Genomic DNA, 13234 nt, shown 5'->3' on the forward strand with positions numbered 1-13234 from the left:
CGTATCCCGCACCTCAGTGCGCGAATGAGTCTCATCTGTGGTTTCGTAGTCGCGTGACCACAGCACGATCCGCACCGCCGAAGCCCGACATCGCCGCCGCGGCGCGGGATGTCTTCGGCTGGGCCCGTCTGCGCGAGGGGCAGATCGAGGCGGTGCAGGCTCCGACATCCGGTCAGGATGTACTCGCGGTAATGCCCACCGGCTACGGCAAGTCCGCCGTCTACCAGCTCGCCAGCATCCTGCTCGGAGGCGTGACCGTGGTCGTCTCACCGCTCATCGCCCTGCAAGACGACCAGGTGCGCTCGCTTCGAGAGGTGCACGGACGCTCCGCCGTCGCCATCAACTCGTCACTCTCCGACAAAGAGACCAAAGAAGCGTGGTCCGAGGTCGAGGGTGGCGAGCAGTGCTTCGTCTTTCTCTCGCCCGAACAGCTCGCCAAAACCTCCGTCGTCTCTCGGCTGGCGGCGCGCGGCGTCACCCTGTTCACTGTCGATGAGGCGCACTGCGTGTCGTCATGGGGGCACGACTTCCGCCCCGACTACCTGGGGCTCGACGAGGTCATCGAACGGCTCGGGCGTCCTCCCGTCATCGCCCTGACCGCGACCGGTTCCGGGCCCGTGCGCACCGACATCGTCGAACGTCTCGGAATGCGCGACGCTCTGATCCTCGCCCGAGGCTTCGACCGGCCCAACATCAGGCTCGAGGTCGTTCGCCACGAGAGCGACGACGACAAGCGTCGCGCCGTCGTGCGTCAGGTGAGGGATGCGACGGGTCCCGGCCTCGTGTACGTCGCGACTCGGGCCGATGCCGAACGATACGCCGAGGCCCTCCAAGCCGAAGGCATCCCTGCCGACGCCTATCACGCGGGTCTGCCCGACGCCCATCGGGAGGACGTGCACAATCGCTTCACCGACGGCACGCTCGACATCGTGGTGGCGACGAGCGCGTTCGGCATGGGGATCGATAAACCCGATGTGCGTTTCGTGGTGCACGAGGCGGTCACCGACTCGATCGACAGCTACTACCAGGAGGTCGGTCGCGCGGGTCGCGACGGCAAAGACTCGTTGGCGACATTGCACTACCGGGCCGAAGACCTGGGCCTGCGCACGTTCTTCGCGTCGGGAGTGCCGTCGGAGGAATCGATCGCCCGCCTCTATGAGGTGGTCAAGAAGTCACCGTCGATCTCGATCTCCGACCTGGCGAGTCGGCTCGATCTGTCGGCGCGCACCTGCCGCGGCCTGGTCAACCTGCTCGAGGAGGCCTCGCTTCTCACCGCGACAGCTGCGGGGCTCACCGCCATCGGTCGCCGCTCACCCGCGACGGCCGCTCGCATCGCGGCTCAGCGTGCCGAGGCCCAGCACCGCGTCGAGAAGTCCCGGGTGCAGATGGTTCGGGGCTATGCGGAGACGCTCGAGTGCCGCCGCATCTTTCTGCTGGGCTATTTCGGCGAAGATCTGCCGAGCCCCTGCGGCAACTGCGACACGTGCACATCGGGAGTCTCCTATGAGGAGTTCGCGCGCGAGCACCGCGACGACATGGCGGCGACTTTCGTCGTCGATGCCCGCGTGAAGCATACGAAGTGGGGCGTCGGCGTCGTGATGCGCGTCGAAGACGACCGCATCACCGTTTTCTTCGACAACGAGGGCTACAAGGTGCTCTCGGTCGAGGCGGTGCAGCAGAATCGGCTGCTGACCGTGCTTCCCGTCTGACCCCGCCAGGGGCTGGCGCCCGGTAGTCAGACGTGCTTGCCTGGATGCGCCGTCGAAGACGGCGACGATTCTAGGCATGGCCGAGGCCTGCCGGATTGGACGACAGCATGAGTGACCAGCAGAGCGAGTTCGACAAGAAAGAGGTCGACGAGGGCGAGCAGATCGTTCCCGGCGTCGAGACCGAAGGGGTCGCGGCCGCCGAAGCGGTCTCGCATTCCTTCGGAGCCGTCGAGGAGCAGGTGCCCAGCGACGGGGTCCGCGACGACGATCTCGACCTGCGCTCACCGGGAGCAGGGTCGACCGAGGCCGACTAGTCAGGCGACATTCAGTCGTCGAGGTAGCTCTGCGTGCGAACGAGGTACTCCTCGAGATATCCGATAGCCAGACGCGTGCACTCGTCGATAAAGAACTGATCGCCCGTCGGATCGGTCTCGAAGGCCTTGGCGGTGAGGGTGTCGACGATCTCGATCACCACTTCGACGTGTTTGAGGAGATCGGGTCGCTTGCGCGACACCTCGAAGCGCTCGAAGAACAACTCTCCGAGCTGGTGAGCGAGCACCGTTCGATTGCTGTCGTTGTTGTCGATGAGGTTGCGGTCGATAGCGTCACCCAGCCGCAGCCAGCGGAATCCCGGCTCCGTCTCGTACAGAGTGCAGTATGCCGCGATGACCCGGCCGAGCAGTTCTTGCCACTCGGCGTCTCTGCTCTCGAGCGCATCATGAGACACCTGCATCAGACGCGTGAGGTTGCGAGTGGCGAGCGCGGCGGCGATGGCCGTCATGCCGTCGAAGTAGCGGTAGATGCCCGGTCCGGACATGCCCACGCGCTTGGCGATGAGCGTCGGAGATACATTGCCGTAGCCGACCTCATCGATCAAGGCCGCTGTGGCGTCGAGGATGGATTCGATTCGCTGGGCACTGCGATCTTGGCGCGGGCTGCGGCGCAGCGCGGCGCGCGCGACATCGACGGTTTCATGAGGCATAAGGCATAACACTACCCAGTTTCACTGACCCTCAAATTGGGGTGACACGCCGAACTTTCAGCCTGTCCGCAGCTTCGCGTAGCCGCGGCCGGCCGGCGCTACTCTGCCGAGGCCGGATGCGCCACCCCCGACCCCGTGTCGGCCGTCACCCGTAGCGTGGTGAGCATGTCAGACATCCAGAACAACGACGCGTCCGTCGAGCCGGCGACGCCGTCGGTCACTCAGAACGACTCCTCCCCCGAAAGCGCTGCCACCGGCAGCGATAGCGAGACACTGGGCGCGCCTCGCCCCGAGGGCGACGCCTCCTCCGCTGCGAAAGATCCCGAAGACTGGGTCACCGGCGACGAGCCGATGACCGGTCCGCAGAAGAGCTACCTCGACACGCTCGCGCGCGAGGCCGGCGAAGAGCTTCCGGCCACGCTCACCAAGGCCGAGGCATCAGAGCACATCGATCGTCTGCAGAAGGTCACCGGCCGCGGCCAATAGACGATAGAGGGGCTCGCCCCACACGGGCGAGCTACTCGTTCGCGTCGCCGTATGAACCGACGGCCGTGTGTATCAGCTCGATGATCTCGAGCGATCGCATGGCATCGCGCGGTTCAACCGGCAGCGGCCCTCCGCGCAGCAGCGATTCCGCGAGCAACTCGTAGAACGTGGCGTACTTGCCCGCCTGCGTGGGCAGAGCGACGACCTCGCCGTCGACGCCGAGGAGCCCCCAGCGGTCTTCTCCATAGACACCGAAGCCGTCGTCGGTGGGCAGCGCGCCGTCACGCAGCTGCGACTCCTGCGGATCGAGTCCCCAGCTCGTGTACGCCGAGGCTGAGCCGAGCACGTGAAAGCGCGCGCCGACCTGGGCCGCCATGCCGTTCATCCACAATTGGGTGCGCACTCCCGAGCGGTGCTCGAGCAGCACGGTGGTGTCATCGTCGGCCGCTCCACCCTCTCGACGAGTGAGCACCTCGGCGTGCACGCCTTCGACATCACCGAAGAGCTGCAGCGCCTGGTCGATCAGGTGAACCCCGAGGTCGTAGAGAATGCCTCCTCCCTCCGCGGGGGTCGCCTCCGCCTTCCACGATTTCGCCTGCACCGGCTTCCACCATTCGAAGCGGGATTCGAATCGGCGCACCTCGCCCAGCTGCCCGGCCTCGAGCAGCGAGGCCAGGGTCAAGAAGTCGCCATCCCACCGACGGTTCTGAAAGACGGTGAACGGAAGGCCGAGCCGCTCGGCCTTCTCGATGAGGGCGAGGCCCTCGGCACTGGTGACGGCGAAGGGCTTGTCGACCACGACGGCGACCCCGGCATCCAAGGCTCTGTCGGCGAGTTCGGCATGCGTGCCAGACGGCGAACCGATCACGACGAGGTCGAGCTGCCCCTGACTCGCGCGCTCGAACAGCTCGTCGACCGAGTCGACGATGACGGCGTCCGGATGCAGCTGCGCGGCCTCGGCGGCGCGCTCGGCATTCGACGTGACGATCAGCGACACCTCGAAGTCGGGGTTGGTGGCGAGGAACGGTGCGTGGAACACGCGACCTGACAGGCCGAATCCGATGATTCCGGTGCGAATGGGGCGAGAGAAGGGAGTGACGGTCGACATTCCTCGAGGCTACCGGCACGCACTGGCGGTAATCGAGAGGAAATCGGCAGTAACACTCGCTCGTCTCGCTGTATACGGGCGACCCGCGCCACGAGAATCGGCAGCATGTCCGAGTCACGCACCGCATTCCTCATTCTGCACGGGTGGCAGAACGAGCGACCGCCCGAGCATTGGCAGCACCGCACGGCTCTCGCTCTGCGCGAGCGGGGCACTCTCGTCGAGTACCCGCAGCTCCCGTCGCCCCACTCGCCGCGGGTCGACGCGTGGTCGGCCTCGATTCTGGATGCCCTGGGCCGGCTTCACGACAGCGGCCGCGTCGACGACGTGGTCGTCATCGCCCACAGCCTGTCGACTCTGCTGTGGCTGGGGGCGCGGCCACACTCTCCGCTCGACGTGTCGCGTGTTCTCCTCGTGGCACCGCCGTCACGTCACGTGGTCGCGGGCTTCGACGAGATCGCGGCCTTCGCAGCATTGCCACTCACCCTCTCGCCGCACGATGTCGGGCACACCACTCTCATCGCGAGTGATGATGACCCGTTCGCTCCTGACGGGGCCAAAGCAGAGTTCGGTGTGCCGCTCAAGATTCCGACGACGATCCTGTCGGGTCAGGGTCACTTCACGGTCGACTCCGGATACGGCGAGTGGCCATCGCTGCTCGAGTGGTGCGTCGACCCGAGCACGAGCATCCGAAGCGGCGCTCCACCGACTGCGACAGAAACCGGCATCGTGGGCATGCCATCGGAGCGATGACCACGCATCGAGCGCTCGTAGATCGCATATCCGACCATTATTAACTCGCGTGTCGAATTAAGTTTTCGATGGACTTTCGATCCCCGAAAACGTGGGGATCGAGGCGCGTGCGCGACGCAGAGTCGACACGATTCAGCCCCACGGAACGCACTGATTCGTCACGAAAGCTCGCCCACCCGAAATATTCGAGCGTCTTTACGAGGCAGCAATGACGTGCCTACATTGGGGGTACTCAGCCGCTTTGGGGGTGATTGACGTGGATGCCATCGAAGAGCACCGACCCGTCAATCGCCTGCGGCTTCTTTTGCTCGGCGGACTCGTCGGCGCGGGGTTCGTCGTCGGTGGAGTTCTCCTTTCGGCTACGCCGGCCCACGCCGACCGCGGGCTCCTCGACGGCGTCGGAGGCGTCGTCTCCGAGGTCACTCAGCCTGTCAGCCAGGTCGTCGATACGGTTGTCCAGCCCGTTGTTCCCGTTGTCGAGAGCGTCACGTCCGTCGTTCCGGAGCCGGTGGCCGAGGTCGTTCAGCCCGTGGTTCAGCCTGTCGTCGAGCAGGTGGTTGTGCCTGTCGTCGAGGCAGTGCCCGAGGCTCCCGTATCCGAGATCGTTCAGCCCGTCACCGACCTCGTCGACCCCGTCGTCGCGGCGGTTCCCGTGGTCGGCGACATTCTGGGATCCACCCCGACAGCGGCCGTTACGGCGCCGGTCGTGACCCTCGTCGACACCACTGTCGGCCAGGTCACGGACACCGTCGTCGCCGTCACCCCAGCGCTCCCGGGGGCATCCGATCCGATCGGTCCCGGCATCGTCGTCCCAGCGGTTCCCGGCCTCGATCTCCCCGATGCCTCCGATCCGACGGCCTTCGCTGAGGCACCCAGTGCAGCCTCCACAGCCGCTGCCACCTCGGCACCGGCAGACGGCGCGGCACATGGGCCGTTCCGGGGCGCAGCCGCATCCGGTCACACATCAGGTCTCCCCGCCGCGGGGCAGGCCGGTTCCGTCAGCTCTTCAACGCCTCCGACCCCGGGTTCCCCTGCACCGGCCGGGCATCCGGAGGGTTCTCCCGTGGTCTTGCCCGCTCCGTCGGGAAGTGGCGGCCAGGGAATGGGCGGCGGAGCCGGTTCTGGCGCGCCCGCAGCACTCGAATCCGTCACCGGCGCGATCTTCGGCCACGCGGCTCTCACCCTTCGCGCCCTCGCATCTGACGACGCGCTTCCGTCTTCACCGACATTCGACCTCGGTTCAACTCCTGACTGACTGAGTTCGCACCTGCCCGATCTCTGTGGGCAGACCCAGCGAACCATCTCCCCCGCCATCCGCGCGGCTGGAGCTCATCAGTCTCACCCATCTTTTGGAGTTGAATCATCATGAAGAAGTTCATTCAGAGAGGGCTGTACTTCACCCTCTTCGTCGGAGGCCTCTCGTGCCTCGGCGTAGCCGCAGCGAACGCTGCAGACACCACATCAGGCGACGACGGCCTGCTCTCGGGAACCCAGGCCGGAATCGGCCTCGAGGTTCCGGTCGACCTCTCGGGCAACTCGATCAGCATCCTCGGGGATGCCACGTCGACGGCTCCTGAGGCGGCTCCAGCCGCTCCGGCGGCCGAGCAGGCACCGGCTCCGGAGCCCGCAGCAGAGGCGACGACCTCGGGCGACGACGGGATCGCATCCGGCACCCAGGCGATCGTGGATGTGGCGATCCCGATCGATGTGTCGGGCAACTCGATCAGCGTGATCGGCGACTCGGAGCAGTCCGGTGCAGCCGAGGCCGCACCCGCTCCGGAGGCTGCGCCGGCCGAGCCCGCCCCCGTCACCACGACGGGAACGGATTCGCTGCTCGGCGGAACGCAGGGTCTGGTGAACATCGATGTTCCGATCACCGTCGGTGGAAACGCCATCACCGTGGTCGGCGACTCGAGCAGCACCGACAGCACGAGTGGTGCAGGCGCAGCGGGTGAGGCGCCCGACGCTCCCGCCGGCACCGGCGCCACCACCTCTGGCGACGACGGCATCCTCGGCGGAACGCAGGTCGTTCCCGTCGTCGGAGCGCCCGTCACCGTCGGTGGCAACGCGATCACGCTGATCGGCGACGCGGAGTCCACCGACTCCACGACGACCGGCGGCACGACCGGCGGAACCGGGTCCGGCGCATCCACCGACGGAACCGACAGCGTTCTCGGCGGAACCCAGGTCGTGGGCGACGTCGGAGCACCTGTCACCGTGGGCGGCAACGCCATCACCCTGATCGGCGATGCAGAGTCCACCGACTCCGCCGTCACCGGTGGGGCGACGGGCGGAACCGGATCCGGCACCTCCGGCACCGGCGCAACCACCTCCGGCAATGACGGCATCCTCGGCGGAACGCAGATCGTTCCCGTCATCGGTGCACCCATCACCGCCGGCGGCAACGCCATCACGCTGGTCGGCGACCCGACCACCGCGGGATCGGACGTCACCGGCGGCAGCACCGACGGCTCGTCTGAGAACACGACCGGCGGCGACGGAAGCGTCGGAGGCGGAACGCAGATCGTTCCGGTGATCGATCTTCCGATCGACCTGGGAGGTAACGCGATCACGGTGATCGGCGACCCCACCGTCGTCCCCACCGGACCGACGACACCGACCGACCCGACGGACCCCACGGACCCGACCGACCCGACGGTTCCGACCGACCCGACGGACCCCGCTACGCCGACCACGACCACCTCGAGCGTGGTCACGGCCGGTAGCGTCACCGCCGCGGGTTACTCGGCCTCGGGCTACACCGCCGGCACCACCGCATCGGGCCTCGCCCTCACCGGCATCTCCGCTGCACCGCTCGCCGGAGCGATCGCGCTGCTGCTGCTGGCCGGACTCGCTCTGACGATCGTGTCTCGCAAGAAGGGCGCTCGCGTCTAGCAGTCACAGCCCGCCATGCCCGAGCCGGGCGTCGTCTCCTCGCAGGCGACGCCCGGCTCAGGCGCGCGCATCCGAGCACACGCGGTGACGCAGCTGCTCCTAGGGAGTGTGACCGTCGACGGCGGCCAGCACCACCGGGTCTTCACACCCCCGGGCGAAACCACGGATACGGCGATCGATGTCACGCTGCAGCACGATGGCCCCGATGCGTTCCGCGAGAGGCGCGAGCCACTTCGGTTGGCACGTGAAGTTGTAGCGCCAGACGGCGAGCGTGGTGCCGGGAGCGCCGTCGACGGGAGCGAATCGCCACCCGCCGCCGAGCTTCTCGAAGAACCACGAGCCCTTGGTCATCTTCATGCCCACGTTCGACGGCGGCTTGTACGAGACGTACTCGCTCTCCATTCGAAACCCGAAGCGCTGCACCGTGTAGGTGTGCACACCCTTCGCCGGCGCTGTGGCCCCGTGCAGAAAGTACTGCTTTCTGATGAACGGATCCCAGCGCTTGCGAATCTCGCCCGTGGTCTGAGAGATGGCGAAAGCTGTCTCGACATCGACCGGAACAACGCAGCGGGACTCAACGACGGGCATGCCTCATCCTGTCACGCGGGCGGACGCGCAGATCGACTCGCTCGTGATTCGACAGTACGAAGAACCACGAGATCTGCCAGCCCGATCACGAGCGCACCGAGTGCGTACGCGACGAGATCCATGGCTGAGAACGATGCTCCCAGCACCAGCCTCGCGGGCGGAAACGCGTTTCCCCACTGCTCTGGCAGCCCGGAGAGCTGGAGCACTTCGATCATCGCGCTGAAGGCGAATGCCGCGAGCGCGGGCCACACGAGCCGCGCCCGCACGAACACCATGCGAAGGATCAGGTACACGAGCACCGTGTACAACGAGTCTGAGACGAATGCCGCCACCTCACCATCGAGGGCGTGCACGAACAGCCCTGTCGCGACGACGGCGCAGGCTGCGATGACGAGTGTGACGCGTCGCTTCACGGCGAATGGGTGCCGGGCTCCCACCCCGTCAGATCGAGGATGCGATCGGCTGCGCCTTCTCGCGACTCGATGAGCCGCGCGTTCGGCTCGTCGACGGCCCGCACCCACTCGACCGCCGCATCCGGCGTTTTGCCGAAGGCCACGTGCCGGGCAAGGAGCCTTCGCTGTCGGAGCGACGACTCGGTGACGACGTGCCACGCGGTGTCGAGCTGCCGGCGCACCGCACTCCAGGCATCACCCGGCAACATCAGGTAGTTGCCCTCGGTCACGATGACGTCGTCGCTCGGTTCGATGGCGCGAGCCCCTGCAAGCGGCTGCTCGAGGCGGCGATCGAAGTCCGGAGCGTAGATCGTGTGCTGAGGCCTGGCACGCAGAGTTTCGAGGAGGCGTGCGTACCCGAACGCGTCGAAGGTCTCTGGCGCGCCCTTGCGCTCGAGGAGGCCTTGTCGCGCGAGCTGCTCGTCGGCGAGATGAAAACCGTCCATCGGCAGATACGCGGCTCCCGGTCCGATCGCTCGCACGAGTTCACGCGCCAGCGTCGACTTGCCCGATCCTGGCGATCCGGAGATGCCGACGATTACGCGCCCGCTCGTTCCGCGCGGAAGCTCCCTCACGAGTGCGGTCAGCTGAGCATCAACGGAGGAGACAACGATGGGTGCGGGTCTGGTCACGGTGACTACCGTACGCACCTCCTCCTCACGCTGCCGCAACGTCGCTCGCTGCGAGGGCAGCGATGTCATCGTGCGATCGACCCGGAAGATCATCGGGAATCCATGTCTCAATGGCGACTTGGCCGCACCTTAATCGACTTGGCATGATTGGTGGGCGCAGGTGAGACTCATCGGCAATCGATCGAAAGGGGACGCCATGCGCGTCAACAAATGGGGCATCGGCGTCGCACTCGCCGCCGCCATTATGCTCACCGCATGCGCGGGTCCGGCCAGCAAGCCTGCCGATGAGAAGCCGTCAAACGCCAGCTCCGAAGAAGCCGCCGCGCCGTCGTCCGACTGCCCTGAATTGGCAGAGGGCGCCACGGTCGACATCAAGGCCATGAGCGTGTGCGCCGCCGACAGCATGAAAAAGTCCAAAGGATACGCCGCGACGTCGACCTCGTTTGGATTGCAATCGACCGCGCGCTTCAACCCTCCCACCAAGTCCGTCGAGATCATCTCCAGCGCCGGCTCCCTGATCGTTATCGGTGACGACGCCTGGGTCAAGTCGTCGACCAGCGAGTGGCAGGTCGCCGACCCGAAGTCGACCGACCCCATCATCTCGGCCCTCAGCACCGCTGCCGCTAGCGCGAACTCCCAGGATCCGGCAGCCACTGCCGCGGCTCTCACGGGCGAGTTCACCGTCACCGGAACCGGCGAACGCCTGGGCCAGAAGGTCTTCATCGTGACCGGCACCACCGAGCAGTCGGGCGCGACGATCAAAACCACTTTCGAGGTGACCAAGGACTACATCATCCTCGCGACCGCCGGACACACCGAGGTAAACGGTCAGTCGGTCGATTCCACCCTTGAGGTAACCGAATGGAACAAGTCACAAGACATCGTCGCCCCCATGTGACGCTGACCTGACACAGTACACTCACCCGGTTACACAAAAGCCCCGGTATCCCTCTCGGATCCGGGGCTTTTCTGCGAGCGGAGCGTATCTCTCCGTCGCTGCCGACGAACAGTACTCGACCGATCGACTCCGCAGACGCACGGACTCGCTCGCTAGACTTCGACAGCAGCCAAAGAAGGATTCCTCGTGACAGAGCTCGTCGACATCCCCTCCCCCGGATGGCCCCTCGTCTTCGGCACAGAGGGCCTGCCCGCCGTGCTGCTGGTGCACGATGACTACGGGCGGCTGCCCTATCTCGAGGCCTACGCGACCGCGCTGTCGAAGCAGGGGTTCTTCGTCGTCGTACCCGATCTCTTCAATGGTGTCGCGGCCGTCGATGCCGACGGCGTGGAGGTGCTTCGATCGCGCCTCGACGAGGGTTTCGCCAGCGCAACGCTGTCTGACGCCCTCGCCCTCGGTCGCAGTTCCGGCGCGGCGCGAATCGGCATCATCGGCATGGGAATGGGCGGCCGACTGGCTCTGCGCAGCGCTCAGGAGGGTGCGGTCGACGCGGTCGTGGCGTACTACGCCGGCTTGAACGACGCGGAAGGCGGCATTGTTCCGTGCCCCGTCGCTCTGCACTACTCCGAGTTCGATCAGTGGGGCTCCGGCCTGGAGGCCGACCTTTTCATCAGTCGCCTCAAGGAGGTGGGCACGCCGGTGACCCGCCACAACTACATCGGAACGTCGACCTACTTCGCGAACGCGACGATCTCGACGGTGCTCGACAAGAACGCCGCAGCGCTCGCTTTCGCTCGATCGACGTATTTCATGCAGGGTCAATTGGTCGACTGACTTTCACCGCAGCACTGTCCACACCGCGTCGAGGGGTGACGGATGTCATAGGACGAAGGTGACAGTCCTCAGACGTACACGATGGCTCGCCCCGCCAGGCTGGAGCCATGACCATTCCCTCTATCCCCGCCATCCACGCGACGGCGCTCGTGAAGAGCTTCGGCGACGTACGCGCCGTCTCCGGCGTCGACCTCACGGTGCAACCCGGTGAGATCGTTGCCTTCCTCGGACCGAACGGCGCCGGCAAGACCACGACGATCGACATGATGCTCGGCCTCACACCTCCCGACGGCGGTGATGTGAAGGTCTTCGGGCTCTCCCCGCGCGCCGCCATCTCGCGAGGCCTCGTCTCGGCCGTGTTGCAGACCGGCGGGCTGCTCAAGGACCTCACCGTTCGAGAGACGCTCGACTTGACCGCCAGCCTCTTCGCCGACACCAGGCCCGTGGCCGAGGTGCTCGATCGCGCGGGCATCACCGACATCGCCACCCGCCGAGTCGGTCTGTGTTCCGGAGGCCAGCAGCAGCGTCTGCGCTTCGCTATGGCATTGCTCTCCGACCCAGGGCTGCTCATTCTCGACGAACCGACGACCGGCATGGATGTCGAGGGGCGACGAGCCTTCTGGAACGCTATCCGCGCCGACGCAGACCGCGGCCGCACCGTGCTCTTCGCCACGCACTATCTCGACGAGGCCGACGAGTACGCCGACCGGATCGTGCTGATGAGCCGGGGCACGATCGTGGCAGACGGCGCCACCGCCGAGATCAAGAACCTCGTCTCAGGGCGCATCGTGCGGGCGACACTGCCGGATGCCGACGCCTCCGAACTCTCGGCCCTGCCGTCGGTCGACGACGTATCGGTGCAGGGCGATCGCGTCACGCTGCATACGAGCGACTCGGATGCTCTCGCTCGACACCTGCTCACGTACACGGCGGCTCGCGATATCGAGATCACGAGCCAGAACCTCGAGAGCGTCTTCCTCGCCCTCACCTCAGAAGGAGTCTCCGCATGACAACCCCCATCGTTCCCACCGCCGTGAACGCCGGCCAGACCGAACGGGCGTCAGCCGGCCGCGTTCAACTCGACCGACGTGTTCCTCCACTCGGAGGCTTCACCCTGACCTACCTGCGCATCGAGCTCGCTCGTAAGCTCCGCAACCGCCGCACACTGCTCTTCACCTTGATCTTCCCCGTCATGATGTTCTTCATCGTCGGCTACCCCATGCGCGACGTGCCTCTCACCGACACGGCCATCGCCGACGGCGGACCGTCTGTCGCCGCCTTCATCATGGTGTCGATGGCGATGTACGGCGCCATGATGTCGGCGACCCAGACCGGCGCATCCGTCGCCGTCGAACGAGCCCAGGGGTGGAGCAGGCAGTTGCGGCTCACGCCCCTGAACCCGCTGGTGAATGTGCTCATCAAGATGATCGCCGGCATGCTGCTCGGGCTCGTGGCGGTGGCCGCGACCTATCTGGTGGGCGCGATCAGCGGCATCCAACTCTCGGCTGCGCAGTGGATCTCGACGGGCCTCGTGGGGTGGCTGCTCGCCAGCGCGGTGTTCACGACCCTCGGGCTGATGGTCGGCTACCTCGTTCCGGGCGAGAACGCGGCGCAGGTCACGAGCCTCGCCATCGTGCTGCTCGCCTTCATCGGCGGACTGTTCTACCCCGTCTCAAGCATGCCCGACTTCATGCAGACGATCGCCGCCTTCACACCGGTCTACGGCATCAGCGAACTGGCCCGCGCCCCTCTGACCGGCGCCGGCTTCGACCTCGCCGCTCTGACGAACGCGCTCGTGTGGTTCGCGGTGTTCCTCGTCGGCACGGTCGTCTTCTTCCGGCGCGACACCAAGCGGGTATGAGGATGGCGCGGCTCGTCGAGTGCACGGGCCAGTCGTCGC

At 66.3% G+C, this 13234-nt stretch carries 15 protein-coding genes; 10 read left to right on the forward strand and 5 right to left on the reverse strand.

Going from position 1 to position 13234, the window contains the following annotated elements; all coding sequences use genetic code 11:
• Positions 1-53 precede the first annotated feature (53 nt).
• Both B9Y86_RS13720 and B9Y86_RS13725 read left to right on the forward strand, forming a co-directional pair.
• Positions 54-1709, forward strand: a complete 1656-nt coding sequence (locus B9Y86_RS13720; protein WP_085487016.1) for a RecQ family ATP-dependent DNA helicase — start codon at positions 54-56, stop codon at positions 1707-1709.
• Between the two features lie 107 nt (positions 1710-1816).
• The gene (locus tag B9Y86_RS13725) at positions 1817-2023 is read left to right on the forward strand and encodes a hypothetical protein (protein WP_139824910.1); all 207 of its coding nucleotides are present in this window, start codon (positions 1817-1819) and stop codon (positions 2021-2023) included.
• An 11-nt stretch (positions 2024-2034) separates the two neighbouring features.
• On the opposite strand, the gene B9Y86_RS13730 is transcribed toward B9Y86_RS13725, so the two are convergent.
• Positions 2035-2691 (reverse strand): TetR/AcrR family transcriptional regulator, encoded by a 657-nt coding sequence (locus B9Y86_RS13730; protein WP_085487020.1) that lies wholly within the window; start codon positions 2689-2691, stop codon positions 2035-2037.
• A 165-nt stretch (positions 2692-2856) separates the two neighbouring features.
• Here B9Y86_RS13730 and B9Y86_RS13735 point away from each other — a divergent pair, with 165 nt between their 5' ends.
• On the forward strand, positions 2857-3177 hold the full coding sequence (locus B9Y86_RS13735; protein WP_085487556.1) for a DUF3072 domain-containing protein: 321 nt from the start codon (positions 2857-2859) through the stop codon (positions 3175-3177).
• Between the two features lie 31 nt (positions 3178-3208).
• On the opposite strand, the gene B9Y86_RS13740 is transcribed toward B9Y86_RS13735, so the two are convergent.
• Positions 3209-4285 carry a Gfo/Idh/MocA family protein gene (locus tag B9Y86_RS13740; protein ID WP_085487022.1) on the reverse strand — a complete coding sequence of 359 codons (1077 nt, stop codon included), beginning with the start codon at positions 4283-4285 and terminating at the stop codon, positions 3209-3211.
• A 105-nt stretch (positions 4286-4390) separates the two neighbouring features.
• Between B9Y86_RS13740 and B9Y86_RS13745 the strand changes: the two genes are divergently transcribed.
• The 3 genes from B9Y86_RS13745 to B9Y86_RS17835 all read left to right on the forward strand — a co-directional run bounded on the left by B9Y86_RS13745 (position 4391) and on the right by B9Y86_RS17835 (position 7930).
• Positions 4391-5035 (forward strand): RBBP9/YdeN family alpha/beta hydrolase, encoded by a 645-nt coding sequence (locus B9Y86_RS13745; RefSeq protein WP_085487024.1) that lies wholly within the window; start codon positions 4391-4393, stop codon positions 5033-5035.
• A 256-nt stretch (positions 5036-5291) separates the two neighbouring features.
• Entirely contained in the window at positions 5292-6290 is a 999-nt protein-coding gene (locus B9Y86_RS13750; RefSeq protein ID WP_085487026.1) for a hypothetical protein, read from the forward strand.
• Between the two features lie 110 nt (positions 6291-6400).
• Entirely contained in the window at positions 6401-7930 is a 1530-nt protein-coding gene (locus B9Y86_RS17835) for a chaplin family protein (RefSeq protein ID WP_085487028.1), read from the forward strand.
• 99 nt (positions 7931-8029) lie between these two features.
• Here B9Y86_RS17835 and B9Y86_RS13760 read toward each other — a convergent pair whose 3' ends face one another.
• From B9Y86_RS13760 to B9Y86_RS13770, 3 genes are read right to left on the reverse strand one after another with little or no spacing between them, the layout of a single operon-like run.
• Entirely contained in the window at positions 8030-8518 is a 489-nt protein-coding gene (locus B9Y86_RS13760) for an SRPBCC family protein (protein ID WP_085487030.1), read from the reverse strand.
• Between the two features lie 11 nt (positions 8519-8529).
• Positions 8530-8931, reverse strand: a complete 402-nt coding sequence (locus tag B9Y86_RS13765; protein ID WP_176223366.1) for a ribosomal maturation YjgA family protein — start codon at positions 8929-8931, stop codon at positions 8530-8532.
• Complete coding sequence (locus B9Y86_RS13770) at positions 8928-9602, reverse strand: nucleoside/nucleotide kinase family protein (RefSeq protein WP_244894768.1); 675 nt, start codon at positions 9600-9602, stop codon at positions 8928-8930. Before B9Y86_RS13770 ends, B9Y86_RS13765 begins: the two co-directional genes overlap by 4 nt.
• Positions 9603-9798: 196 nt before the next feature.
• On the opposite strand from B9Y86_RS13770, the gene B9Y86_RS13775 reads away from it, so the two are divergent.
• The 4 genes from B9Y86_RS13775 (at position 9799) to B9Y86_RS13790 (ending at position 13195) form a co-directional block, all read left to right on the forward strand.
• Entirely contained in the window at positions 9799-10500 is a 702-nt protein-coding gene (locus tag B9Y86_RS13775) for a hypothetical protein (RefSeq protein WP_085487034.1), read from the forward strand.
• Positions 10501-10686: 186 nt separating this feature from the next.
• Positions 10687-11334 (forward strand): dienelactone hydrolase family protein, encoded by a 648-nt coding sequence (locus B9Y86_RS13780; RefSeq protein WP_085487036.1) that lies wholly within the window; start codon positions 10687-10689, stop codon positions 11332-11334.
• A gap of 107 nt (positions 11335-11441) precedes the next feature.
• Positions 11442-12344: an ABC transporter ATP-binding protein gene (locus tag B9Y86_RS13785; RefSeq protein ID WP_085487038.1), complete on the forward strand. Its 903-nt coding sequence runs from the start codon at positions 11442-11444 to the stop codon at positions 12342-12344.
• Positions 12341-13195 (forward strand): ABC transporter permease, encoded by an 855-nt coding sequence (locus tag B9Y86_RS13790; RefSeq protein WP_085487040.1) that lies wholly within the window; start codon positions 12341-12343, stop codon positions 13193-13195. Before B9Y86_RS13785 ends, B9Y86_RS13790 begins: the two co-directional genes overlap by 4 nt.
• Positions 13196-13234: the final 39 nt, after the last annotated feature.

The sequence above is a fragment of the Agreia pratensis genome, assembly GCF_900177685.1.
In the GTDB taxonomy this organism is placed as follows: domain Bacteria; phylum Actinomycetota; class Actinomycetes; order Actinomycetales; family Microbacteriaceae; genus Agreia; species Agreia pratensis.

What these genes read in the sequence shown, in the direction of transcription:
- B9Y86_RS13725 (WP_139824910.1), top strand. Translation starts at nt 1,817, where the DNA reads ATGAGTGACCAGCAGAGCGAGTTCGACAAGAAAGAGGTCGACGAGGGC.
- B9Y86_RS13730 (WP_085487020.1), bottom strand. Translation starts at nt 2,691, where the DNA reads ATGCCTCATGAAACCGTCGATGTCGCGCGCGCCGCGCTGCGCCGCAGC.
- B9Y86_RS13735 (WP_085487556.1), top strand. Translation starts at nt 2,857, where the DNA reads ATGTCAGACATCCAGAACAACGACGCGTCCGTCGAGCCGGCGACGCCG.
- B9Y86_RS13740 (WP_085487022.1), bottom strand. Translation starts at nt 4,285, where the DNA reads ATGTCGACCGTCACTCCCTTCTCTCGCCCCATTCGCACCGGAATCATC.
- B9Y86_RS13745 (WP_085487024.1), top strand. Translation starts at nt 4,391, where the DNA reads ATGTCCGAGTCACGCACCGCATTCCTCATTCTGCACGGGTGGCAGAAC.
- B9Y86_RS17835 (WP_085487028.1), top strand. Translation starts at nt 6,401, where the DNA reads ATGAAGAAGTTCATTCAGAGAGGGCTGTACTTCACCCTCTTCGTCGGA.
- B9Y86_RS13760 (WP_085487030.1), bottom strand. Translation starts at nt 8,518, where the DNA reads ATGCCCGTCGTTGAGTCCCGCTGCGTTGTTCCGGTCGATGTCGAGACA.
- B9Y86_RS13775 (WP_085487034.1), top strand. Translation starts at nt 9,799, where the DNA reads ATGCGCGTCAACAAATGGGGCATCGGCGTCGCACTCGCCGCCGCCATT.
- B9Y86_RS13785 (WP_085487038.1), top strand. Translation starts at nt 11,442, where the DNA reads ATGACCATTCCCTCTATCCCCGCCATCCACGCGACGGCGCTCGTGAAG.
- B9Y86_RS13790 (WP_085487040.1), top strand. Translation starts at nt 12,341, where the DNA reads ATGACAACCCCCATCGTTCCCACCGCCGTGAACGCCGGCCAGACCGAA.